Raw genomic sequence first — 20772 nt, 5'->3', positions numbered from 1 at the left:
AGTATGAATGGGAATACGAATATAGTTTAATCTTTATACCTTATTCTTTATGGAATAAGTGAATTTATTAAGCTACCGATAACAGCACAAAACAAAGACTAGACACATATCCTAATTTTGTAACCTAACTTACCTATAGAAAGGCGGGTAATACAATTGACTGCCAACATCGACTATACCTCCCCCTCAACCAATTTTACTTATGATGTAAATAAAAGTAATTTTTTTCGGAAAGATGCCCAAAATTATATAAATGTACTTGGTATTAAACAATTAAACACTTTAGAAAATACTTCTTTATTAGATATTTATTTAAGTACAGGAAATGTTGTAGAACCACATATTCATCAAAATGCAGCTGAACTTGTTTATTGTATTTCAGGGTCTGCTGTTGTTTCTTTACTTAATCCATTTACGAATCAAATATTAAACTTACCGATAAAACCCGGGCAAGTTGCCAACATTCCACAAGCGTGGTGGCATTATGAAATTGCTACAGCAGATAATACTCATTTATTAGCTATTTTCAACGCTCCAACTCCAGAAGTTATTTTCGGTTCTGACATTTTAAGATTAACTCCAGCTCATATGATGGCCCATACTTACTGCCTCAATGAACAACAATGGAAACAAGCGGTTTCCCCTATTCAATCAACTACTGTAATTGGTCCTCCGGCAAACTGCAATCAAAACCGTGAAACGAAAAATTATCCAACCCAGCCCCTCGCTCAACAACAGAATCCGCATCACCAAGATTCTTATTACTTTCCTCTTTACTGGGGCTATTAATTTGTGAATTTTCAAAAGAATCATCATTTATCTCCTAGGAAAATACCAAGGAGATTTTTTTATTGTATCTTCTCTTCCTATTAAAAATAGTAACAATTGATAGTGTACATACATATAATATTTATATATTAAATTGGAGGTGATAGTACTATGAGTAATTATAACTATCGAAAAAACTACTCTTATAATAAAAATAGTAGCTCTTCAGCATCCTCTCAATCTTCCAATTCTCAATCTTCCAATTCCCAATCGCAAAGAGACTTAGCCGAGCAAGGCTATGTAAAGAAAAAAGGATGTAACTGTAATAAAAATAAATAGTTTATTTTATGGATGAATTCTTTTTTTAAAGAATTCATCTTTTTTTCTAATCGAAAATTTTTAAAGTTACATAACTTATTCCTTAAATGAGAAAGGGTAAATTATACTTTTTTATACGAACTTAACAAGAGTAATTGTTCAATTGATTTATTACTTATTTTCCAAAAAAATATAGTCCTTCCTAAATTTATTAGGAAGGACTATATACAAACCCCTGTTTAATTTCCTACTAAATGTAACAAATTAAACGATATTAATACCTGCACTTACAAATCCAGCAACTGCAGCTATTGGACTTGCTGCTGTTAATGAAACATATAACAGTATTTTATCCCCAGCTGCTACTGGAATAGCTTCAGGTATGATTCCTGATGCTGTAGAACCAATCGCTATTGCGGCAAATGCTGGTGTTAATAAAAGAGGTGCGCCTTGTACTGTAAACGTATTGCTTGCTGCAGGTGCAGTTAATATTTGTATTTGCACTTGAACAGGTGATAATGGAGCTAATGCAGCTGTTGCACTAAAGAAACCTGCTAATGACGTAATAACCCCTGCTCGTGGTGCTACAAATGCATAATCACCTACACCTAATGCTAATGTGATACTTGTTCCACCCGTTAATGCTATACCAGGCTGACTAAATCCAAATCCAAGAAGAGTTCCTGTATTAGCTACTAACGCATTAACTAATGCTGCTGGTGTTGTACCGGAAGCAAACGGAATAATAGCTCCGCCACCAGTTGCACCAGTTGCTCCTGTTAAGCCTGTTGCACCAGTTAAACCTGTTGCCCCCGTTGGACCTGTTGCTCCTGTTGGACCTGTTGGACCTGTTGGACCTGTTGCTCCTGTTAAGCCTGTTAAGCCTGTTGCTCCTGTTAAGCCTGTTGCTCCTGTTGCTCCTGTTAAGCCTGTTAAGCCTGTTGCTCCTGTTGGACCTGTTGGACCCGTTGCACCAGTTGCTCCTGTTAAGCCTGTTGCTCCCGTTGGACCTGTTGCTCCCGTTGGACCTGTTGCTCCACCTCCAGGACCTGTTGGGCCTGTTGGGCCTGTTACTCCACCTCCAGGACCTGTTGGACCTGTTGGGCCTGTTGGACCTGTTGCCCCTGGAGTAGCATTGATTAATTGAATCAATAAATTAAAAAGAACTTGTAAAGTTGCAGGATCGACATTTGAGTCGCAGGATACAGGGATAAGATCTAAAGCGAAGAAGAATTGTGCAAGTGCGCTATAAAATTGTTGCAATAATGTTGACAATTGACCTAAATTAGGAGCTGGAGATTGTAATAAAACTAAAATACTTTGAGTTAATTGTTTCAAAAAATTAACTTCTGGGGAAGGTAATAAGGAATTTAAGAAAATTAAAAATTGATTAAACAAATTGAATAACGCTACTCTGTTTGCATCACTTGGATTTGCAAAAAATGCTGAAATAGCTGATACTAATGAGTTTAGTAAAGTAATTAATTGACTTAATTGTTCCCTAGTAATAGGAACTGACTGTGGATTTTTACAACAATCTGGAGTGAAAACAATCGGATTATTGCAGTGGTTATGACCGAAACAATTATTGTTTGTCATTTATGTCCTCCTTACTTGTTTTATATTTGAGTTTTTCCTATTATAAGGATCATAAAGTTGTAAAAAATATGTTATATATTTACTTAAAATAGGAAACATGAAATATAATTAAACTTGAAAACGCTATTTAATTATGTTCATGACTCACATATTAATTATATGTTTTTAATAATTGACTGCTTAGATTAAATACCTAAACTTAAGAGTTTATTTTATTTTTCCACGTTTATCTCTTAGGTTTAAATACACATATTAATTTGAATATACTCAACAATTAACAGTGCCATTTCTTTCATATAAATATACCTTATTTTTTTACTAAGATTGTGTTCTCTTTTTCAAACATGAAGCCGTTTGTATTATAGAGAACTCACATATACTATATTGAAAAATTCATTTTATATTTTATTCCAATACACTATGAAAAGGATTGAAGTTAAAATTCCTATCATTCAACCATTTATAACAGCTAGAAATTGAATGTACCTTCACTTAATTTTAACTATTCAAATATAAAACAAAAAGGACAGATTCCTTTTCATTAAGGAACTGTCCTTTTAATTAATAATGATAAATTGTAATATAATTGAAGATCCTTGCGATGGTGGTTGCGTATCCAATAAAGTCAATTTACCAGCACTCACTTCATATAATGGTTGTGGTTGCAGTATTCCGTTAACAAACAAATTAATATAAGAAACTTCACTAGGAGACAAAATATTCGTTGTACCATATTGAGGTATCCCGTCAGCATCTGTATATATAAGTTTCTCTCCATCTGCAAAAGTGTAATATAACAAATTGGTTGTGGTTATAGGACCAATGCCCCCAGTAGGACCTGTTGCTCCGGTTGGGCCCGTTGCTCCGGTCGGGCCCGTTATTCCGGTTGGTCCCGTTATTCCGGTTGGTCCTGTTGCTCCGGTCGACCCCGTTTCTCCGGTCGGCCCCGTTTCTCCGGTTGGTCCTGTTATTCCGGTCGGCCCCGTTTCTCCGGTTGGTCCTGTTGCTCCGGTCGGTCCCGTTATTCCGGTTGGTCCTGTTATTCCGGTCGGCCCCGTTATTCCGGTTAGTCCCGTTATTCCGGTTGGTCCTGTTACTCCAGTCGGTCCCGTTATTCCGGTCGGTCCCGTTATTCCAGTTGGACCTGTTGCTCCGGTTGGAATATAAATTGGTGGAAGAATCGGAAATGTAGGTCCAATATTTTCTGGGCCTATCATCCCCTTATTCAATGGTAAATTGTCATTGCGTTTCAATTTAATACCTCATTCCACATGTTTTTTAATTCATACACATCATTATGACCCTATCATTAAAGAATAACTTTATAACTATTCTCTTTTTTCTTCCCAAAGAATTATTACATATATTAAACATTTTACCGTTGCTATAACCGCTTTAATTAATATAATAAATTAATCATTCTATTTAAAAAGTACTAAATCTATTACATTCTTATTTAAAAAGATGAGGTGATTTATATTCAAGATAATAATGAAATTAGAAAAAAAGAAATAATGTCAATGGCCCTTGACATTATTTTCCCTTACAGGCTTACTGGACCTACGGGGCCTACTGGAAGTACTGGGCTTACCGGAAGTACTGGACCTACCGGGAGTACTGGGCCTACCGGGAGTACTGGGCCTACCGGGAGTACTGGGCCTACCGGGAGTACTGGGCCTACCGGGAGTACTGGTTCAATCGTTACAACAAACTCTATGTTCGCTAATAATACATCAGGTGGTCCTGTTTCAGTCATATTAGGAGGAACAAACATTCCACTTTCAAATAACCAAAGTCTTGGTAATTTTACAGTTAACGCTTCAAATGACATATTTACAATTCCTGTAACTGGAAGATATCATTTAACCTATCAAGTTAATACGACAACCGCTCTACTTGCTGGAACTAGACTACTATTAAACGCTTCTACGCCAATTCCTGGCTCTATTTTTTCTCCCGCTTTATCAACTTCAAATTATAGTAATAATTTAATTACTAATTTAAATGCTGGTAATACAATTTCACTACAATTATTTGGTATATTATCCGTCGTGAATTTAGTTGGAGGTGGATCAACAGGTGCCTCTCTTACAATTATACGAATTGATTAAAAAATGATTCATTCTTTTTATAATAAACAATCTAAATACTCAATTGATAAATATTACGATAGTGATTAAGTAATAAAAATAAATTGTACTATATCCATAGTAGAAAACATCTATACTAAATTTTCCGTATATATATTATCAATTTACACTTCCCCCATGTCGATGTTACATTAAAGATGAAGATCGTTTCTTCTTTACAGACCATCTCAATATGTATTTGAGGAACATCTCCAATCCTATACGCGAGAGCAATACTATATTGACACTCAATTGAGTGTCTTTTTTTATATTCAAAAAAATAATACCATCTCTTATAGATGGTTTTAACAATACACATTTACTTTTACTCTTTATATTATTGCCAGCTTATAAAGCTGGATAATAAATAGTCATACTTAACCGCGTTAATGTTCTTCCTGAATTAGTATAAGTATGCGGTCTATCCGCCTTAAAGCGAATTGAGTCTCCATTATTTAACGTATATTGACAATCATTTATGTCAATTGTCAATTTCCCTTCAATTTGTTAACCCTAAAGGAATATTATTCGGACTCACAGTAGTCTCTACTTTTATACTCCCTTACTACAATTCATATTCAAGTTTTCTTCTTTTCTCATTATTTCTAGGTATAGTCGGTTTACTGAGTACATTTAGTTGGAGTTTATTTGGTTCAATATTCCAAAAATTATTAGTAAAACATAACCAATTATTCAACATCATTATGGCTGTTTTATTAGTTTTCAGTGCCGTTTCAATCGTTATCCACTAGCTATCAACTCATTCTGGATGCTTTTTTCATCCTCTTTTCTGTATACACCACATCATTATTATAATCATCTTAAAATGTTTTTATTAGTAATCTATTTCGTAGTTCTAATTTATGGATTGGGACTACGAAATAAACTAAAATGTTTCTCACTATATAATATTAATTTTGTTGTGTGACGCTAGCTTAATAAATCTCTTCAATATTATTCGATTTACTATTATATGATTGTATGCAAAATGAAAACAATACGTCTACAACATAGGCATTTGAAAATCTTTTTATAATTATAGAAAAAAAATACGTTATAATATAAATTACTGTTCTTTAGGAGGATCACAATGGCTGATAAGTATAAATTTTTAATTCTCATTGTTACCGCATTTTTTTCATTCTTTTCTTTAATAAAAGATTTCCGCAATACTTCAAAAAGTTTCTTTTGGGGTAGTTTTATAATTCTTACTAGCTTCATGATACTATTAATACATGCTCTAGATTTAACTCAAATATTTTTTTATCCAAAGCAAATTGCGCTTGAATTTATTACAATCCCACGTAAATTATTTCTACCATCTGTCACTGAGGCTGCCAGTTTCCCTCCAACACTAAGATAATAATTTGATGAAGAGCTCTTTCTAAAAGAGCTCTTTTTTAACCTGTACGTACCATATACAAAATCCAACCTTAATCACTAAATTACTTATAAGAATCTAACTTGTAAAACGCATAATAATTATATTTATTTACTAGTATACAAGCCGTATCTCTTAGTAGAAGCACAGCATAATATACGATACAGGACAAAACTTTCAAAAAAACTTGTCTGAGTTAATTCTCAAAAAGGAGTGAATATAAATGCCTATCGTTAAACCTTTTATAGCTGGAAGACGATTTGTAAGTACAGCCGCAACAGGAACTGTTGCTGGAGCAGATTTAACTTTTGCTAACACAGACTTCACTGATGACACTGGTGCTGTAACAACATTCCCTGCTTCATATGCCTTTTTAACACTTTATATTAATGGTGTTATTCAAACAGGTGATACTATTACTGGTGTAACTACTACAGCTGCTACTATTGTAGGAGGAGCAGTCCTAGATGGAGGCACTCCTATCGCAATTGAATTTACTATAACGTAACTTTAGTTGTCTTTTTAGAGGTTTCATTAAAAGAAACCTCTAATTTTAAAAATTCATATCAATTTTAGTAGCAACTACATAATACAGTGCATATACTAGATAGAATGATAGAAATTTATACTCACTCTCAAAAAGAGCACTTATCTATAGTGATCTTTTATATAGCGCAATAATTTTTCGTCTATTTGCTCTTGGAGAACCTACTAAGCAGTTAGCTAAATTAGCTAACTGCTTTTTCCATATAGTATTTATTATTATTCATAGCTTTATCCGTAATAGTAACGCTTGTGCACTATCTACTATAAATTTTCATATATTGTATTATGCTTGTCCAAAATGTGAAGTTAATATTCACGAAATCTAAATACAAGAAAGGAGTGAAAATATGCGCTCATCCATTCGTAAATTCGCTAATTTTAATTGTGAAGCACAAGCATCTAGTACACTACCTGCCCTAGGTTTTGCCTTCAATGCTACTTCACCTCAATTTGCAACATTATTTACACCACTACTATTACCTAGTACAGGCCCAAATCCTAACATTACTGTCCCTGTAATCAATGATACAATTAGTACTGGAACTGGTATTAAAATTCAGGTAGCTGGTATTTATCAAATTAGCTATACATTAACGATTAGCCTTGATAACGTTCCAGTAGCTCCGGAAGCAGCACGCTTTTTCTTGACATTAAATTCATCGACTAATGTTATTGCAGGATCCGGAACCGCAGTCCGTTCTAATATTATCGGAACTGGTGAAGTCGATGTATCAAGTGGTGTCATTCTAATTAACTTAAACCCTGGTGATTTAATTCAAATTGTCCCCGTTGAAGTAATAGGTACAGTAGATATTCGTTCTGCAGCATTAACAGTTGCGCAAATTCGTTAATAAAGTGAAACTTTAATCAGCCCTCACCAATCGGACTTTACGGGCAGTCCAGCCCCCACCTAACTTCTTTGCTTCTGCTGAATTTTGAGGTGGGGGTCTTACTACCCGGCAAATAGCAGGATAAAAACAAAAGACTTGGCTAATTAACATTTATTGTTCCTTATACACAATATCTTTTTATAGATTTGACACACATTTATATTAAACAAGCATATTTTATTGTATGACTATATAGTCATACAAATCTAAAGCGTTCATAAAAGCACACTTATATGTGTGCTTTATTTTTAATTAAAACCTACAACATCCTCACACAATATCCATATATTATCTTGATTCCTCTCTAAATGTATGGTTTGTCTCAGAGCGCTTTTAACAGCGCTCTTTTTATTTAAACTCCGATTTTTAAAGTTCGATTTTTAAAGTTCGATTTTTAAAGTTCGATTTTTAAAGTTCGATTTTATGATTTACGTTATTATACACATGCTACGCTACTTTTGAAACAAGGTATACATCCAAAGACTGTAAGTGAACACTTCAGTTATAAAGATATGTTCATAACATTAAATCGCTATTCACATGTTTTGCCTGGAATGCAGGTGGATGCTGTTAAAATATGTAGTGAAAGACCATTTGGATAGTAATATTTGCAAATATAAAAAATGCGGTTTCTCCTCTCAAGAGAAACCGCAACATATCAATGCTTTTACTATATTTTAAACTGACTCGTATACAAATCAAAATAAAACCCTCTATCTTCCATGAGAGATTCATGATTCCCTCTTTCTAAAATATTTCCATCTTTTATAACAAGAATTTGATCTGCTTTTTCAATTGTTTTAAGTCGATGAGCGATCACAAAACTTGTGCGACCTCTCATTAAATTATTTAGTCCTGCTTGTATTTGTAATTCTGTTCTTGTATCAATATTTGATGTCGCTTCATCGAGAATTAATATATCTGCATCTGCTAAAATTGCTCGTGCAATCGCTAGAAGTTGTTTTTGTCCTTGACTTAAATTCGATCCTTCTGAAGTAATTTCTGTTTCATATTGATTTGGCAAATGCTTAATAAAAGAATGTGCAGATGCTGCCTTAGCTGCAGTGATAACTTCTTCATCAGTAGCATCTAAGCGTCCATAACGGATATTATCCATAATCGAACCAGCAAATAAATACGTATCCTGTAAAACTACACCTATTTTACTTCGTAAAGAATTAATATCATAATCTTTTATATCTTTTCCATCAATATGAATTTGTCCTTGCTGTATATCGTAAAAGCGAGTTAACAAATTAATGATTGTTGTTTTCCCTGATCCAGTCGGACCAACTAAAGCAATTGTCTCTCCTGGCTGCGCTTTAAGACTCACTTCTTTTAAAATCGTTTTATTTTCTGCGTAGCTAAATGAAACATTCTCAAGTGCAACATGCCCTTGTAAATTTTGTACAACGAATGCGTCTTTTTTATTTTGAATTTCTGGTACTTCATCCATAATTTCAAAAACACGTTCTCCACCAGCAACTGCCGCTTGAATTGTATTCATTAAAGTCGCAAATTGACTTAGCGGTCTTGAGAATTGACGAGAATAATTAATAAAAGCCGCAATAACTCCTACTGTTGTCATTCCGTTTAAGACCATAACTGATCCAGTCCCAATGACAAGGCCCATACCTAAATTATTAATAAAGTTCATACTTGGAAAAATAAAAGCTGAAAATGTATCAGCCTTCGTAGCTGAAACTCTTAGCTGTTCATTAATTTTATTGAAATTTTGTACAGTTTCTTTTTCTTTTCCGTACAACGTTGTAACATCCGCACCTGTAATTGCTTCCTCAATAAATCCATTTAATTCACCTAAATCTTTTTGACGCTTCGCAAAGTTTTTACCACTATATGCAACTAGTTTTTTTGTAACGTAAAACATAATAGGTACTGTAATTAAAGTTACAATTGCTAAAATCCAATTTAAGGCGAACATTGCAATCGTTACACCTATAAAAGTTAATGCTGATGAAATAATTTGTACAACGCTTTGTGTCAAGGCTTGATTCAAATTATCTATATCATTTGTCACACGGCTCATTAAATCACCTTGAGAACGCACATCAAAGAACCGTAAAGAAAGCGTTTGGATTTTCTCAAAAATATCTTGTCGTATTTTTTGAATTGTTTTTAATGCAACGTTAATCATGACAAACGTTTGTAACCATGTTAAAAGTACAGTTACACCATAAATCGCGATAAGTAACATACACATTCTTGCTGTACCACTTAAATCTTTCGGTACAATATATTGATCTATAATGACTCCCATAAAATAGGGGCCTAATAATCCAAGTAATGTAGTAACAACGACTAGAAATATAACAAACATAAGAGCAGCTTTTTGATAGCCCATATAGTTCCATACCCGCATTACAGTTCCTTGAGCATTTTTAGCTTTTCCCATCTTTGGGGTGTTTCGTCCACCTTTATTAGCAAATTGCCCTTGAAAATTACGCATGTTCTTCCCCACCTTCTTTATCCAAATTACCACCTTGGGAAAGATAAATTTCCTGATAAACCTCACTTTGTTCTAACAATTGTTCATGTGTACCATTGCCAACTAATTCACCATTATCTAATACAAGTATTTTATCCGCATCCATTATGGAAGAAATTTTAGACGCAATTAATAAAGTTGTTGTGCCTTTATATTTTGTTTTTAAAGCTATTTGAATAGTAGCCTCTGATTTTGCATCAACTGCTGATGTAGAATCATCTAATATGAGAATCGGTGGTTTTCTCACAAGTGCCCTTGCAATTGATACACGTTGTTTTTGTCCACCTGATAGATTTGTCGCGCCTTGTGTTAAATTATATTGATAAGATTCTTCCAGCTTATTGATAAACTCAGTCGCACAAGCTGATGCAGCTGCTACTTCCAGCTCGTCATGTGTTGCATCTTCTTTACCATAACGTAAATTTTCTTCTATACTGCCTGAGAACAACAACGCCTTCTGAGGTACAAACCCTATTGAAGCACGGAGTTTTTGCAAATCATATTTTTTAACATCTATTCCATCTATACATATTTCACCATGATCCACATCATATAGACGTGGTAACAGTTTCGCTAAGGTAGATTTACCACTTCCAGTTGATCCAATAATCCCTACTTTTTCACCTTTTTGTATGCTAAACGAAATATCTTTTAAAACGTATTCATTATTTTTCGTATAGCTATAACTAACATTTTTAAATTCGATATTTCCTTCAATTTTCTCAGGTTTGATCGCATTCGCTTCGCTTATAATATCAACCTCGGTATTTAACACTTGCTGTACACGATCCGCAGATGGAAAAGCTCGCGCAATTTGAATAAATACCATGCTAATCGACATAAGTGACATTAAAATGATATTCAAGTAATTAATAAATGCCAAAATCGCTCCTACTTGAAGCGTTCCATTGAATACTTTTTCTCCACCAATCCATAATGTTGCGACAATCCCGCCACTTACAACTAGCATAATGATTGGCATCATTAAAGAAATAAGCTGCACAGCTCGAATATTTATCTTCGTTAAATTTGTATTTACACTTCCAAATTGAGCGATTTCATATTTTTGTCTTACATACGCTTTTATAACACGTACACCAGATAAATTTTCTTGTAACTTTGTATTCACTTTGTCCAATGCCTCTTGCACCTTTTTAAATGTACCACTTGCTTTACTTGCAATGAAAATAATCGCAAGTAATAAAATCGGAACAACTACAAGTAATATTGGAAATAACTCTCGCGCTGTTACAAAAACAATAATTATACTTCCGATAAATAACAGTGGACCACGAACGAGAACACGTAATGTCATCGTCATTGCCGATTGAATGGAAGTGATATCATTTGTCACGATCGTTAATAATTTACCTGTTCCAAATGAGTCCCGATTATTACTAGAAAATGTTTCTATTTTCGCAAACACATCTTTTCGTATGTCTGTAGCGAAATTAACAGCTGCTTTTGTAGAATACATCATACACCCAAGCCCTCCAACTAAACCGAGTGCTGCTGCTCCTATCATAAGAAGCCCCATTTTTATTACATAATTTAAATCCCGATTTGCAATCCCAACATCAATGATATGTTGCATAATAGTCGGTTGAATTAAGTCCATCGCAACCTCAAGTACCATAAATAGCGGCCCAATAATAGCGAAGAACATGTATGGTTTTAAATACTGTAATAACTTACGAAATGATTTCATACATAATCTCCTTTTCCCATGAAATTACCACTGAATAATTCATATCCTTCCTTATTTAAGCTATATATTTTGTAATTTCTTTATTACTTCTATTATATTATGTAAATTAATATTTAACATTATTAAATGATAAGTATTAATGACTTTCTAGTCAATAAATGTGCTTTATATTATATAAATACAAAAACCGCATTCTTAATGAAAAGAATACGGTTTTTCATCTATATTTCTTCAATTGTAAAATGTAAAAACTCAGTCTCAAATCCCTTATTTTTAGAAGGACTACACGTGTAAAAACCTATTTTAATAGGCTCATTTCCTATATCCTCCATTAAATGAGCGATTCTTATTTGTTCCCATTGATGGCTCTTTTTCACATATATTGTATAATCACCGCGTTTTCGAATAATTCGAAAACGAAGTTGTTGCTTAGCTGCTTCAGTTGGATAATCTTGCGTTGACCAATCAGAATATCCATTATTCGTTACGACAGCACCTAAGTGAGATGGCCCTTCGGGGATATATTCTAAAGATGTTTTTAGCCAACAGTTCTCCGAAATCATAACAAAAAGACCTGCTTGATCGAATTTTGAATTTGGATTCATACGTAACTGAACTTCAGCTTGAAAGTCTGTCATCATCTCATTATAAAACACATGACCATTCATTACTTCAAAACCATAATGTGTTTTTAGCCAAAAATCAGTTTCTGCTTTCGAACGGACAATAAACGCATGATTATCATTAATTTTATAGTAATCAGGTACATTCATTATAGTGAGTTGCTCAATACGTTCTGGTATATACGATATATTCATAGCTCCTCCATAATAAAGCATTTATATAGACATTTAAAACTCCGCTAATACTGGGAATTTATAACCTTTAAAATCTAACTCTTTATCACTTCGCACCATTAAATACTTGCTAGACTGTAATTCTGTAAACTGTACATCCTCAACCCCTAATTGATCCGGAGAAAAATAAAATTCGATTTCAGTAAACCTTTCATTGATTTCTCCACATAATTCATCTAAAACCGGAATTACTGGCGCAAATACTCCAAATAATTTCAACTTTTCATTGTCTACCTCATAAACGATTAAAGCATCTAGCTTCTCTGAATAATACAATTTCTCATTCCATTCCGAATCATACATATTCAAATAAAATGAAGGATGGAAGTTTAAAGTTGAAAAACTATTTGAAAGTCTTTGGCTACTATCAATAGTTTCATGTATTAACTGTCTATTCTCTATATTATAGTAATCTAACTTTTTAAGTAGTGAATCGTTATTATTAATATTTTTATCATATGGTATAGTCATCAAATATTCCTGCACAACTTTAAATCCAAATGCTGTATATAGTTCAGGTTTTTCCGTAAACAATAATGCACATTCACATTTCTTATCGATTTCTTCTATCATTTTACCCATTAATTGTGTCATTAGCCCTTGTCTACGGAAATTAGGGTGTGTCATTACTGATTGAATACCCGCCGCATTTATTTTTTCACCATTAATTAATAATGGGAGTGAAAATGCCGCAACATTTGCAATCACTTTATCTTCTTGTAAAAATGATAAAGCTTTATATGTATCATCCCAATATCCTTTATCCGAAAAATCATTCAATGTTTGAGTTGTAATTCCAAACACTTCTTCAAATAAAGGAAATAACTGCTCTCTTTTCGGTTCTTCTATTAGAAGACTTGCCAATTTTTCAACATTCCCCATGTTGTACCTCCAAATGTTAAATTCCATTAAATTAGATATACTTATATGACCTACTCTTAAAAATAGAGGTCTTACCAATCAATATACTATCACAAAACATAAAAAAAAAGTCTAATTAATTTTATGTTTTGACTATTTGAAAATAAGTCGAATAAAACGATATTAAGATTTCTGGATATTAATTAGTTTATTATACAAAAATAGCGCTTTCTAATTAGCTTTTACTAATAGAAATACACTATTTATAATAAAATATTTTTAGTCTTTTATTCCTTCAAGTCTTTCCTTCGTATTAATTTCTTCTCCACTTATACGCTTTTCAAAAGACTTTCTCCAACTACATGAGAGTGCATTTACTTCTAATATCCTTTTTACCCCTTCAATATTTTGTTTTTCCTTATGCATGATACGATTAGCAAACGCTACTGAAACACCTTTTGGATCAGACTGTAGTTTTTTTAAGGTATCGACTGATGATACCCATCCTTCTTTTAATACACGAAAATAAAATCCTGTATATCCTGTTTCTTGAAAATATAGTGGTAACTTTGGAATATTATATTTTTTTGCTAATTTAAAACAAGGTTGCCTTGGTTGTGTTACCTGTACGATTGCCTGTCCTAGCTCAAACGTATCACCAATACAAACATCCTCTTCGCGCATACCACTAACTGTTATATTTTCTCCGAAAGCCCCATATACAAAATCTTGATTCAATTCTTTTTCCCAATATGGATAGTGATCACCAGTATAAACACAAACTGCTTTATCTACTCCTCCATGATGAACTAAGTCAGCTTGTCCATCCCCATTAAATTTTACAAAGGATAAATATACCGGTTCCTTTACTTGTTTCTTATTTATGCCTGTATGAATTACTTTTCCGCCGTATGTAACCTCTTTTGGTAATCCTATATTTAAAGATAATAATTGATATTCATTAGCCATTCTATTTCCTCCTTTAAAGGTGTTACATGTATTTTCTCTCGATTAATTTTTACAACCCTCTCTGTTACATAAAGATGATTATAAAACCTCTAAAATCATTGTTCAATTCAATTATTTATATAATAATGATAGGTATAACCTATCATTATACTTGAGGTGATTCCAATCGAATTACGACAACTTGAATACTTTTTAGCTGTTTCAAAAGAATTACATTTCACAAAAGCGGCTGAAAAATTAAATATTTCACAGCCTTCACTAAGTCAACAAATACGTGCATTAGAGCATGAAGTAGGAATGCCACTTTTCGATCGAATTGGTAAAAAAATATCATTAACTGAAGCAGGGAAGATTTTATTATCACATAGTAAAACCATTTTTCATGAAGTCGAACAAGCTCGTTCAGCTATTCAAGACCTAAACGGATTACAGCAAGGTTCCTTAACAATAGGGGCTTTGTTAACCGTCGTAAATTATTTACTACCACCAGCTATTTTAAATTTTAACAATTTATATCCTAATATAGAGCTTTCTGTATTAGGGCTTCGTACAGGAGATATTCGTGAAAAATTATTACAAAACGAACTAGATATTGGAATTACATTTCTCCCGGTGCAAGATAAAGAGATTATCTCCATCCCTCTATACAAAAGCGATCTTACATTGGTCGTGCCCACTGGTCATCGATTAGCTGAACGTAATCATGTATCTATTGCTGAATTACAGAACTACCCTTTAATTCTTTTACCTAAAAATTTCTTTTTAACCGAACTAATTACATCTCATTGTCAAAAGTTAAACTTTAAACCAAGGCCAATTTTAGAAATTAGTACGATGGAATCTTTAATCCAAATGGTTTCCAAAGGAATGGGAATTACAGTGTTACCCAAACCATATATAGACTTTTTACAAAATAAAAACATTCAAGCTATTAAAATAGAAAACCCTACTCCAATAATTGAAATAGGGCTAATTTATAGAAAAGATAAATATATGTGTGCTGCAACTCGAGAATTTATTGAGCAACTAAAAATCACAGTACGTTCTTTCCAAAACTAAACAAAAGAGATTATCCTATGAAACCGTTTCACAACAATTTAGTAGAATAATCTCTTTTCAAAACAAAGTAAACATTATATTTAACTCTTATAAACTTTAATGTACCTTTTTAGATATTGGAATATATTTAGTAAAATATGCACCAACTAGCAATAATACAATTGAAAATAACCAAGTAAAAGCACCGCCAAAATGAAACCAATATGCAAACATATTTAAGATTGCAAGTGAAAAGAAGCAAATAGAAGTTACCGCACTTTTCAATCCTTTTATCCCAGACTTTTTTCTCTTTTGATAAGCAATATACATCGCAATAATAAGAAAAAAGATAAGAACAAATGGTAACATAACTTTTAGCATTTGTAATCCCTCCAGTATAAATGCACTCTTTACATCACCATCTTATCCCATTTATCTTTTAGGTATCAATTCATTCTTATCTTCCTTCCAAAAGTCAGTATAAGTTTTATTTTTAAAGTTCACGTTCACCTCAGAAAACGGCATACTTCCTCCAACTTTCAATGAATACCAGTCGTTTAAAAGTGGTGATCCGAAACAAATCTTCATTGTACGATCATGTAAATCGAATAATACAGAATGTAAAGTTCCAAACCATTCTTCATAGTTATGCACAGTAAGTCCAGCAGGATATTCTTCTTCTACTAACTTTTTTAAAGACTCTATGCTTACTTGTTCACATCTATTTAAATGCTCATGTAAAAGGTAATATCTCTTTGTTGATTGTTCTAATTTCCTATTATTTAATTTCTGAATTGATGAACTAACTGCATGGTTTGTTGATACAATAAAAGCTTGTTTTTCATCATCAATCGTTATTGTGGATTTATGACCGTCCAATATTTCAATATATGCTGCATTTAAAGGATCAGCTATTATTAAATTAATATTACTAGCAATTGGGATTTCTTCTATTAGTAACTTAGCTTCCTGCACATTTTTACATTTCTCCAACAACAATCGAATTACCGCAAAACATTGTAAACCACTCACCATTGGCTTTCTTAAACCTGCAATATTTCCTACTGGTTGACCACATGCTGAAAATGTAACAGATAATCCATGTTCGTTAACCCCTTCTGTTCGACCAAAATATTGAGTAGAAAAACCACTATGTGCATACGCACCTTCAACATGAGTTGAACAAAAACGCATATCATCTATTACTGGTGACAAATCATAATTCCTTAATACATATGTGTGCTCTAAATCGGTCTTTTTAGGTAATACTGCACAATGACTACAACCTGCTTTTAATAACGTTTGATAATAATACATCATATTTTTAGCAGGAATTTTCAACACTTCACAAAAACCTTCAATTTCTTCATTAATTCCAGAACAATATTGATTTAATATATTTCTAGATTCTGTCCAATGGTTATTAGATATTACATTTTCTTCGCGTATAAATTGCGGGATGAGATACGGATTTTGTTTCACGAATTCCCCTTGTTGCTTTCCAATCTCATAATAACTTCCTTTTAATGATGAAAAATACCCCTTTACTTGATACATCAAATTCCCCCTCTTATTAAATATATCCATATCGTACCAAATATACTGTATTCATTCTTGATGTTTTTCACTCTCTTTCCTTAACACCCTCCCGTTTCAAAATCTCAACTAATGATTATTTACTAGACAATTAAAGTTTTGTTAATATTGCTGTAATAGCTTGATTTCAAAATAAAGTAGTTTGGATATCAAATGAGCAAAATACTTTCTTGAACCCACTTATAAGCAATCATCTAATTCATGAAACTAAGACACTTATTTATCAAAACAAAAGGAGAATTTATATATGAATAATTGCAAACCAATTGATGAATTAACTATTGAAGACCTAAAACAAAACCCAATATGGGAATGGGCAATAGATGAAGAGGAAAATGAAGAACATGACGAAACATGGGTAAAACCAGCAGCAACTACTAATTTTACAGAGGAGTTAAACGGTTCAATCGTACTAGGCGAACTATTCTTACATAATGGTGAAAAATTCCCTATGATGTGTGAAATTGATATTGAAGGTGACGAGGCCGTAATTCGTTCTGTTGTTTATTATAAGGAAGCAAAAAATGAGTATATTGCTATAGAAGATATTGTGAAAACGGTCGAAGTGCCGTTATCGATTATTATTAATCTTACAATTCATGCAGAATCAAAAACCTTACGCTTCACTGCACATAAAGTAGACATTTATAAAAATTCAATAACGACTAATTTTAATTAAAGTCGGCCGAAATAAAGAAAACAATTATGAAATACAAACTGGGGAGTCATTAACGATTCCCCAGTTTTTTAAACTATATTAAAGTATCCCCTTTTCCACTAAAGTCTCTGCAATTTGAACTGAATTCCAAGCCGCACCTTTTAATAGGTTATCGGAAACAATCCAGAGGTGGAATCCGTTTGGCGTATCAGGATCTTTACGTATTCTTCCGACAAATGTATCTATTTTCCCTTCTGCATATAATGGCATTGGATACAGCTGTTCACTAGGGTTATCCTGCAAAATAACACCTGGTGCATCCATTAGTATTCCCTTGATTTCCGCAACGCTTGCTTCTTTTTCCAGTTCTATATAAACCGATTCTGAATGCCCCGATACAACTGGAACACGTACACAAGTAGCTGCCATTTTCAAGTTTTCATCTTCTAATATTTTCTTCGTTTCTTGAATCATTTTGACTTCTTCAAAAGTAAAATCATTGTCTGTAAATATATCTACTTGAGGCAGTACATTAAATGCTATTGGATAATGTTTTTTATCTTTTTTCACCGGTAATATATCACTCTTCACTTCTTCACCTGCAAGTATAGACTTAGCCTGCTCTCGTAATTCATGAATCGCATGAATGCCAGAACCCGATACAGCTTGATATGTTGAAACGATAATTCTTTCTAAACCAAATGATTTTCGAATCGGCTGAAGTGCTGTTACCATCTGTAGTGCTGAACAATTTGGAACTGCAATGATACCTTTATGCTGTTTTAAAGTGTGCGCATTCACTTCCGGAACAACGAGCGGTACACCTTGTGCCATTCGGTACTCACTTGTGTTATCAATTACAATCGCACCACTAGAAACTGCATGAGTTACAAATTGTCTAGATACTTCTCCCCCAGCGCTAAAAAAGGCAATATCTACACCTTCAAAGCTAGTTGTTTTTGCCTCTTGTATAATTATCTCTCGTCCTTTGAATCTTACTTTCTTACCAGCGGATCGTTTTGACGAAAGCAATGTAACTTCAACTATATTAAACTTCATTTCATTCTCTAACAGTTCAATAATTTTGTGCCCTACCGCACCTGTAGCCCCAACAACAGCTACATGATAGCCCTTTTTGATCATCTTTTCTCCTCCAATATCACCTGAATGAATATTTCTACAATTTCATTTTATACAGAATTTAATCATTTGGAAAATTAAAATACATGATATAATCATTCACAAATCATGATAATAAAAGAGGGATCGCTTATGGAAATGAGACATGTTAAAACATTTTGCGCCATTGTGAAGTATGGTAATTTTTCTAAAGCTGCGCACGCGCTAGGTTATGCGCAATCTACTGTTACAGCACATATGAAAGCTTTAGAGAACGATTTACATATTCCTCTTTTCGATCGGTTAGGGAAAAAAGTGCTACTTACAAAAGCCGGTCATCAATTTCATCCTTATGCATTAGAATTACTTTCAATATATGAAAAAGCGCAAGAAATCCCCCAAAATACAGATTATTTAGAAGGTACATTAAGTATTACATCTAATGAATCATTAGCGGTATACCGATTACCACAATTATTACGTACTTATAAACAGAAAAATCCGAAAGTAAATATCATGCTTGAAACGAACACAAATGAACAAGCATTACAAAAATTACGTGAAGGAGAAACAGACGTTGTCTTTATAATTGGAGAAAGTATAGAACATAATGATTTTATTACGCGTACTTTTAGTAATGAAACATTTGGATGGATTTTACCAGCTTATTCCTCTGCGCATACAAATCCATTCCAGTTATTACAGGACACCCAGTTCATTTTTACAGAACAAAGCTGCGGCTATAGGCCAATGGTAGATCGTTTTTTACGTCAAAGCGGGAATATTCCAGATAAAACATTTGAAACTTCCAATGTTGAAGTCATTAAACAATCCGTTATGTGTGAGTTAGGCATTTCAATTCTTCCTTATATCGTTGTACAAGAAAGTTGTCAAAAAGAACAACTATGTTTTCAGCCTATCGAAACTCCAACAGTTATTCAAAGTCATGTAATCTATCATAAATCTAGATGGATTTCCCCGGTGTTACAGTCGTTTCTTTCCTTACTTGAACGAGACTAAAATATTAAGACGTACATATAAAAAGAGTAATTGCCTAATAAGCAATTACTCTCTTTCATTAATTAGTATACTATTTATTAGTCTGTCCCCCACCTGCAATTAATTTACTACCTGAATATGTACCTTTGTTCATAAACAATTGATTAATTAATTCTTTTTGCTCAGCTTCCGACATTACTCCTTTTCCTTCTCCTAAATTCCCACTTTGTAATTTCCAAATCTTATTGTGATCCCCATCAACCTTTTCATATTTCCCTTGTTTCCATCGTTCTAAAATTTCTACATATGTACTTCCCTGCACAAGATCATTACTCTTTACAATATCAATTAAGCTTTCAATCCGCTCTTGTGTAATAAAAATATAGCCCCACTTTTGATCAGCTTTCGCTTTTTGATGTGCCATTTCATGTAATGCTGTCTGTATGTTCTCATCTGTCCATTTAAAATTTTTATTAAAACCACTATTTGGCAATGAATAATTGCCATTCTCTAAAAGCTTTGCATCTTCTGCTTTTACGTTACTATCAACTAATACTTCTACTGCTGGAGCAGCTGGTGATGCCTTTTTCGCAGCTGGTTTACTATTATTTAAATAATGCAGCATACCATATGTTAAACCTACTCCGATTACCGCCATACCAGCTATAACACCTATTATTTTCAAAAATGTTTTCATCTCACTTGTTTCCTCCCAAATATCTCTGTTCTGACTACCTAATTATTTCTTATATAAAAACTGTTACTTCATTCAAAATATCGCATCCCCTATCATATTATTTATATATACTTGCTCATATTGTATTTCTTTT

Annotated in this window: 19 protein-coding genes and 2 pseudogenes; 9 read left to right on the top strand and 12 right to left on the bottom strand. The window is 33.1% G+C overall.

Annotated elements, in window-relative coordinates; translation table 11 throughout:
* Positions 1 to 156 precede the first annotated feature (156 nt).
* The gene (locus ACTFSL_RS19530) at positions 157 to 789 is read left to right on the top strand and encodes a cupin domain-containing protein (RefSeq protein ID WP_061457194.1); all 633 of its coding nucleotides are present in this window, start codon (positions 157 to 159) and stop codon (positions 787 to 789) included.
* Between the two features lie 561 nt (positions 790 to 1350).
* Here ACTFSL_RS19530 and ACTFSL_RS19525 read toward each other — a convergent pair.
* The gene (locus ACTFSL_RS19525; protein ID WP_440042252.1) at positions 1351 to 2685 is read right to left on the bottom strand and encodes an exosporium glycoprotein BclB-related protein; all 1335 of its coding nucleotides are present in this window, start codon (positions 2683 to 2685) and stop codon (positions 1351 to 1353) included.
* Positions 2686 to 3242: 557 nt separating this feature from the next.
* Positions 3243 to 3938, bottom strand: a complete 696-nt coding sequence (locus tag ACTFSL_RS19520) for a DUF4183 domain-containing protein (RefSeq protein ID WP_440042250.1) — start codon at positions 3936 to 3938, stop codon at positions 3243 to 3245.
* A 216-nt stretch (positions 3939 to 4154) separates the two neighbouring features.
* Between ACTFSL_RS19520 and ACTFSL_RS19515 the strand changes: the two genes are divergently transcribed.
* Positions 4155 to 4796 (top strand): BclA C-terminal domain-containing protein, encoded by a 642-nt coding sequence (locus ACTFSL_RS19515; RefSeq protein WP_440042249.1) that lies wholly within the window; start codon positions 4155 to 4157, stop codon positions 4794 to 4796.
* Positions 4797 to 5162: 366 nt separating this feature from the next.
* On the opposite strand, the pseudogene ACTFSL_RS19510 reads toward ACTFSL_RS19515, so the two are convergent.
* A pseudogene (locus tag ACTFSL_RS19510) lies at positions 5163 to 5315 on the bottom strand (cupin domain-containing protein); the annotation flags it as partial.
* On the opposite strand from ACTFSL_RS19510, the pseudogene ACTFSL_RS19505 reads away from it, so the two are divergent.
* From ACTFSL_RS19505 to exsF, 4 genes and pseudogenes are all read left to right on the top strand, one after another.
* A pseudogene (locus ACTFSL_RS19505) lies at positions 5306 to 5566 on the top strand (lysine transporter LysE); the annotation flags it as partial. The pseudogenes ACTFSL_RS19510 and ACTFSL_RS19505 overlap by 10 nt on opposite strands.
* A 338-nt stretch (positions 5567 to 5904) precedes the next feature.
* Entirely contained in the window at positions 5905 to 6177 is a 273-nt protein-coding gene (locus ACTFSL_RS19500; RefSeq protein ID WP_088351622.1) for a hypothetical protein, read from the top strand.
* Positions 6178 to 6418: 241 nt separating this feature from the next.
* Positions 6419 to 6703, top strand: coding sequence for a DUF4183 domain-containing protein (locus ACTFSL_RS19495; RefSeq protein ID WP_001123250.1), 285 nt, complete (start codon positions 6419 to 6421; stop codon positions 6701 to 6703).
* 385 nt (positions 6704 to 7088) lie between these two features.
* A complete protein-coding gene (gene exsF / locus ACTFSL_RS19490) occupies positions 7089 to 7592 on the top strand; it encodes an exosporium protein ExsF (protein WP_001257879.1) in 504 nt (167 codons plus the stop codon).
* Positions 7593 to 8301: 709 nt separating this feature from the next.
* Here the strand turns inward: exsF and ACTFSL_RS19485 are convergent.
* From ACTFSL_RS19485 to ACTFSL_RS19465, 5 genes are all read right to left on the bottom strand, one after another.
* On the bottom strand, positions 8302 to 10098 hold the full coding sequence (locus tag ACTFSL_RS19485) for an ABC transporter ATP-binding protein (protein WP_440042248.1): 1797 nt from the start codon (positions 10096 to 10098) through the stop codon (positions 8302 to 8304).
* Positions 10091 to 11845: an ABC transporter ATP-binding protein gene (locus tag ACTFSL_RS19480; protein ID WP_440042247.1), complete on the bottom strand. Its 1755-nt coding sequence runs from the start codon at positions 11843 to 11845 to the stop codon at positions 10091 to 10093. Before ACTFSL_RS19480 ends, ACTFSL_RS19485 begins: the two co-directional genes overlap by 8 nt.
* A 221-nt stretch (positions 11846 to 12066) precedes the next feature.
* Positions 12067 to 12663, bottom strand: a complete 597-nt coding sequence (locus ACTFSL_RS19475; RefSeq protein WP_061457181.1) for a DUF1349 domain-containing protein — start codon at positions 12661 to 12663, stop codon at positions 12067 to 12069.
* A 33-nt stretch (positions 12664 to 12696) separates the two neighbouring features.
* Positions 12697 to 13584, bottom strand: coding sequence for a GNAT family N-acetyltransferase (locus ACTFSL_RS19470; protein WP_017674074.1), 888 nt, complete (start codon positions 13582 to 13584; stop codon positions 12697 to 12699).
* A gap of 258 nt (positions 13585 to 13842) precedes the next feature.
* The gene (locus tag ACTFSL_RS19465) at positions 13843 to 14532 is read right to left on the bottom strand and encodes an MOSC domain-containing protein (protein WP_001262990.1); all 690 of its coding nucleotides are present in this window, start codon (positions 14530 to 14532) and stop codon (positions 13843 to 13845) included.
* Between the two features lie 156 nt (positions 14533 to 14688).
* Here ACTFSL_RS19465 and ACTFSL_RS19460 point away from each other — a divergent pair, with 156 nt between their 5' ends.
* Entirely contained in the window at positions 14689 to 15591 is a 903-nt protein-coding gene (locus ACTFSL_RS19460) for a LysR family transcriptional regulator (protein ID WP_000612238.1), read from the top strand.
* 96 nt (positions 15592 to 15687) lie between these two features.
* On the opposite strand, the gene ACTFSL_RS19455 is transcribed toward ACTFSL_RS19460, so the two are convergent.
* On the bottom strand, positions 15688 to 15951 hold the full coding sequence (locus ACTFSL_RS19455; protein WP_061457180.1) for a hypothetical protein: 264 nt from the start codon (positions 15949 to 15951) through the stop codon (positions 15688 to 15690).
* A gap of 51 nt (positions 15952 to 16002) precedes the next feature.
* A complete protein-coding gene (locus tag ACTFSL_RS19450) occupies positions 16003 to 17127 on the bottom strand; it encodes a C45 family autoproteolytic acyltransferase/hydolase (RefSeq protein WP_440042246.1) in 1125 nt (374 codons plus the stop codon).
* 286 nt (positions 17128 to 17413) lie between these two features.
* Between ACTFSL_RS19450 and ACTFSL_RS19445 the strand changes: the two genes are divergently transcribed.
* Positions 17414 to 17845, top strand: a complete 432-nt coding sequence (locus ACTFSL_RS19445) for a hypothetical protein (protein WP_088338862.1) — start codon at positions 17414 to 17416, stop codon at positions 17843 to 17845.
* A gap of 78 nt (positions 17846 to 17923) precedes the next feature.
* Here the strand turns inward: ACTFSL_RS19445 and ACTFSL_RS19440 are convergent, their stop codons facing one another.
* Positions 17924 to 18967, bottom strand: coding sequence for an aspartate-semialdehyde dehydrogenase (locus ACTFSL_RS19440; protein ID WP_440042245.1), 1044 nt, complete (start codon positions 18965 to 18967; stop codon positions 17924 to 17926).
* Positions 18968 to 19096: 129 nt separating this feature from the next.
* Here ACTFSL_RS19440 and ACTFSL_RS19435 point away from each other — a divergent pair, with 129 nt between their 5' ends.
* A complete protein-coding gene (locus ACTFSL_RS19435) occupies positions 19097 to 19963 on the top strand; it encodes a LysR family transcriptional regulator (RefSeq protein ID WP_098584005.1) in 867 nt (288 codons plus the stop codon).
* A 70-nt stretch (positions 19964 to 20033) separates the two neighbouring features.
* On the opposite strand, the gene ACTFSL_RS19430 is transcribed toward ACTFSL_RS19435, so the two are convergent.
* A complete protein-coding gene (locus tag ACTFSL_RS19430; protein ID WP_440042244.1) occupies positions 20034 to 20639 on the bottom strand; it encodes a PRK06770 family protein in 606 nt (201 codons plus the stop codon).
* Between the last annotated feature and the right edge of the window lie 133 nt (positions 20640 to 20772).

The organism is Bacillus cereus group sp. MYBK108-1, assembly GCF_051917185.1.
Lineage (GTDB): Bacteria > Bacillota > Bacilli > Bacillales > Bacillaceae_G > Bacillus_A > Bacillus_A cereus.
The sequence above is the reverse complement of the archived record's forward strand: the minus strand, read 5'-3'. Positions and strand labels throughout refer to the sequence as shown.

Excerpts from the sequence above, each read along its gene's own strand:
- ACTFSL_RS19435 (WP_098584005.1), top strand. The coding sequence starts at position 19,097 with ATGGAAATGAGACATGTTAAAACATTTTGCGCCATTGTGAAGTATGGT.
- ACTFSL_RS19495 (WP_001123250.1), top strand. The coding sequence starts at position 6,419 with ATGCCTATCGTTAAACCTTTTATAGCTGGAAGACGATTTGTAAGTACA.
- ACTFSL_RS19470 (WP_017674074.1), bottom strand. The coding sequence starts at position 13,584 with ATGGGGAATGTTGAAAAATTGGCAAGTCTTCTAATAGAAGAACCGAAA.
- ACTFSL_RS19445 (WP_088338862.1), top strand. The coding sequence starts at position 17,414 with ATGAATAATTGCAAACCAATTGATGAATTAACTATTGAAGACCTAAAA.
- ACTFSL_RS19440 (WP_440042245.1), bottom strand. The coding sequence starts at position 18,967 with ATGATCAAAAAGGGCTATCATGTAGCTGTTGTTGGGGCTACAGGTGCG.
- ACTFSL_RS19485 (WP_440042248.1), bottom strand. The coding sequence starts at position 10,098 with ATGCGTAATTTTCAAGGGCAATTTGCTAATAAAGGTGGACGAAACACC.
- ACTFSL_RS19430 (WP_440042244.1), bottom strand. The coding sequence starts at position 20,639 with ATGAAAACATTTTTGAAAATAATAGGTGTTATAGCTGGTATGGCGGTA.
- ACTFSL_RS19465 (WP_001262990.1), bottom strand. The coding sequence starts at position 14,532 with ATGGCTAATGAATATCAATTATTATCTTTAAATATAGGATTACCAAAA.
- exsF (WP_001257879.1), top strand. The coding sequence starts at position 7,089 with ATGCGCTCATCCATTCGTAAATTCGCTAATTTTAATTGTGAAGCACAA.
- ACTFSL_RS19500 (WP_088351622.1), top strand. The coding sequence starts at position 5,905 with ATGGCTGATAAGTATAAATTTTTAATTCTCATTGTTACCGCATTTTTT.
- ACTFSL_RS19455 (WP_061457180.1), bottom strand. The coding sequence starts at position 15,951 with ATGCTAAAAGTTATGTTACCATTTGTTCTTATCTTTTTTCTTATTATT.
- ACTFSL_RS19450 (WP_440042246.1), bottom strand. The coding sequence starts at position 17,127 with ATGTATCAAGTAAAGGGGTATTTTTCATCATTAAAAGGAAGTTATTAT.
- ACTFSL_RS19475 (WP_061457181.1), bottom strand. The coding sequence starts at position 12,663 with ATGAATATATCGTATATACCAGAACGTATTGAGCAACTCACTATAATG.
- ACTFSL_RS19525 (WP_440042252.1), bottom strand. The coding sequence starts at position 2,685 with ATGACAAACAATAATTGTTTCGGTCATAACCACTGCAATAATCCGATT.
- ACTFSL_RS19480 (WP_440042247.1), bottom strand. The coding sequence starts at position 11,845 with ATGAAATCATTTCGTAAGTTATTACAGTATTTAAAACCATACATGTTC.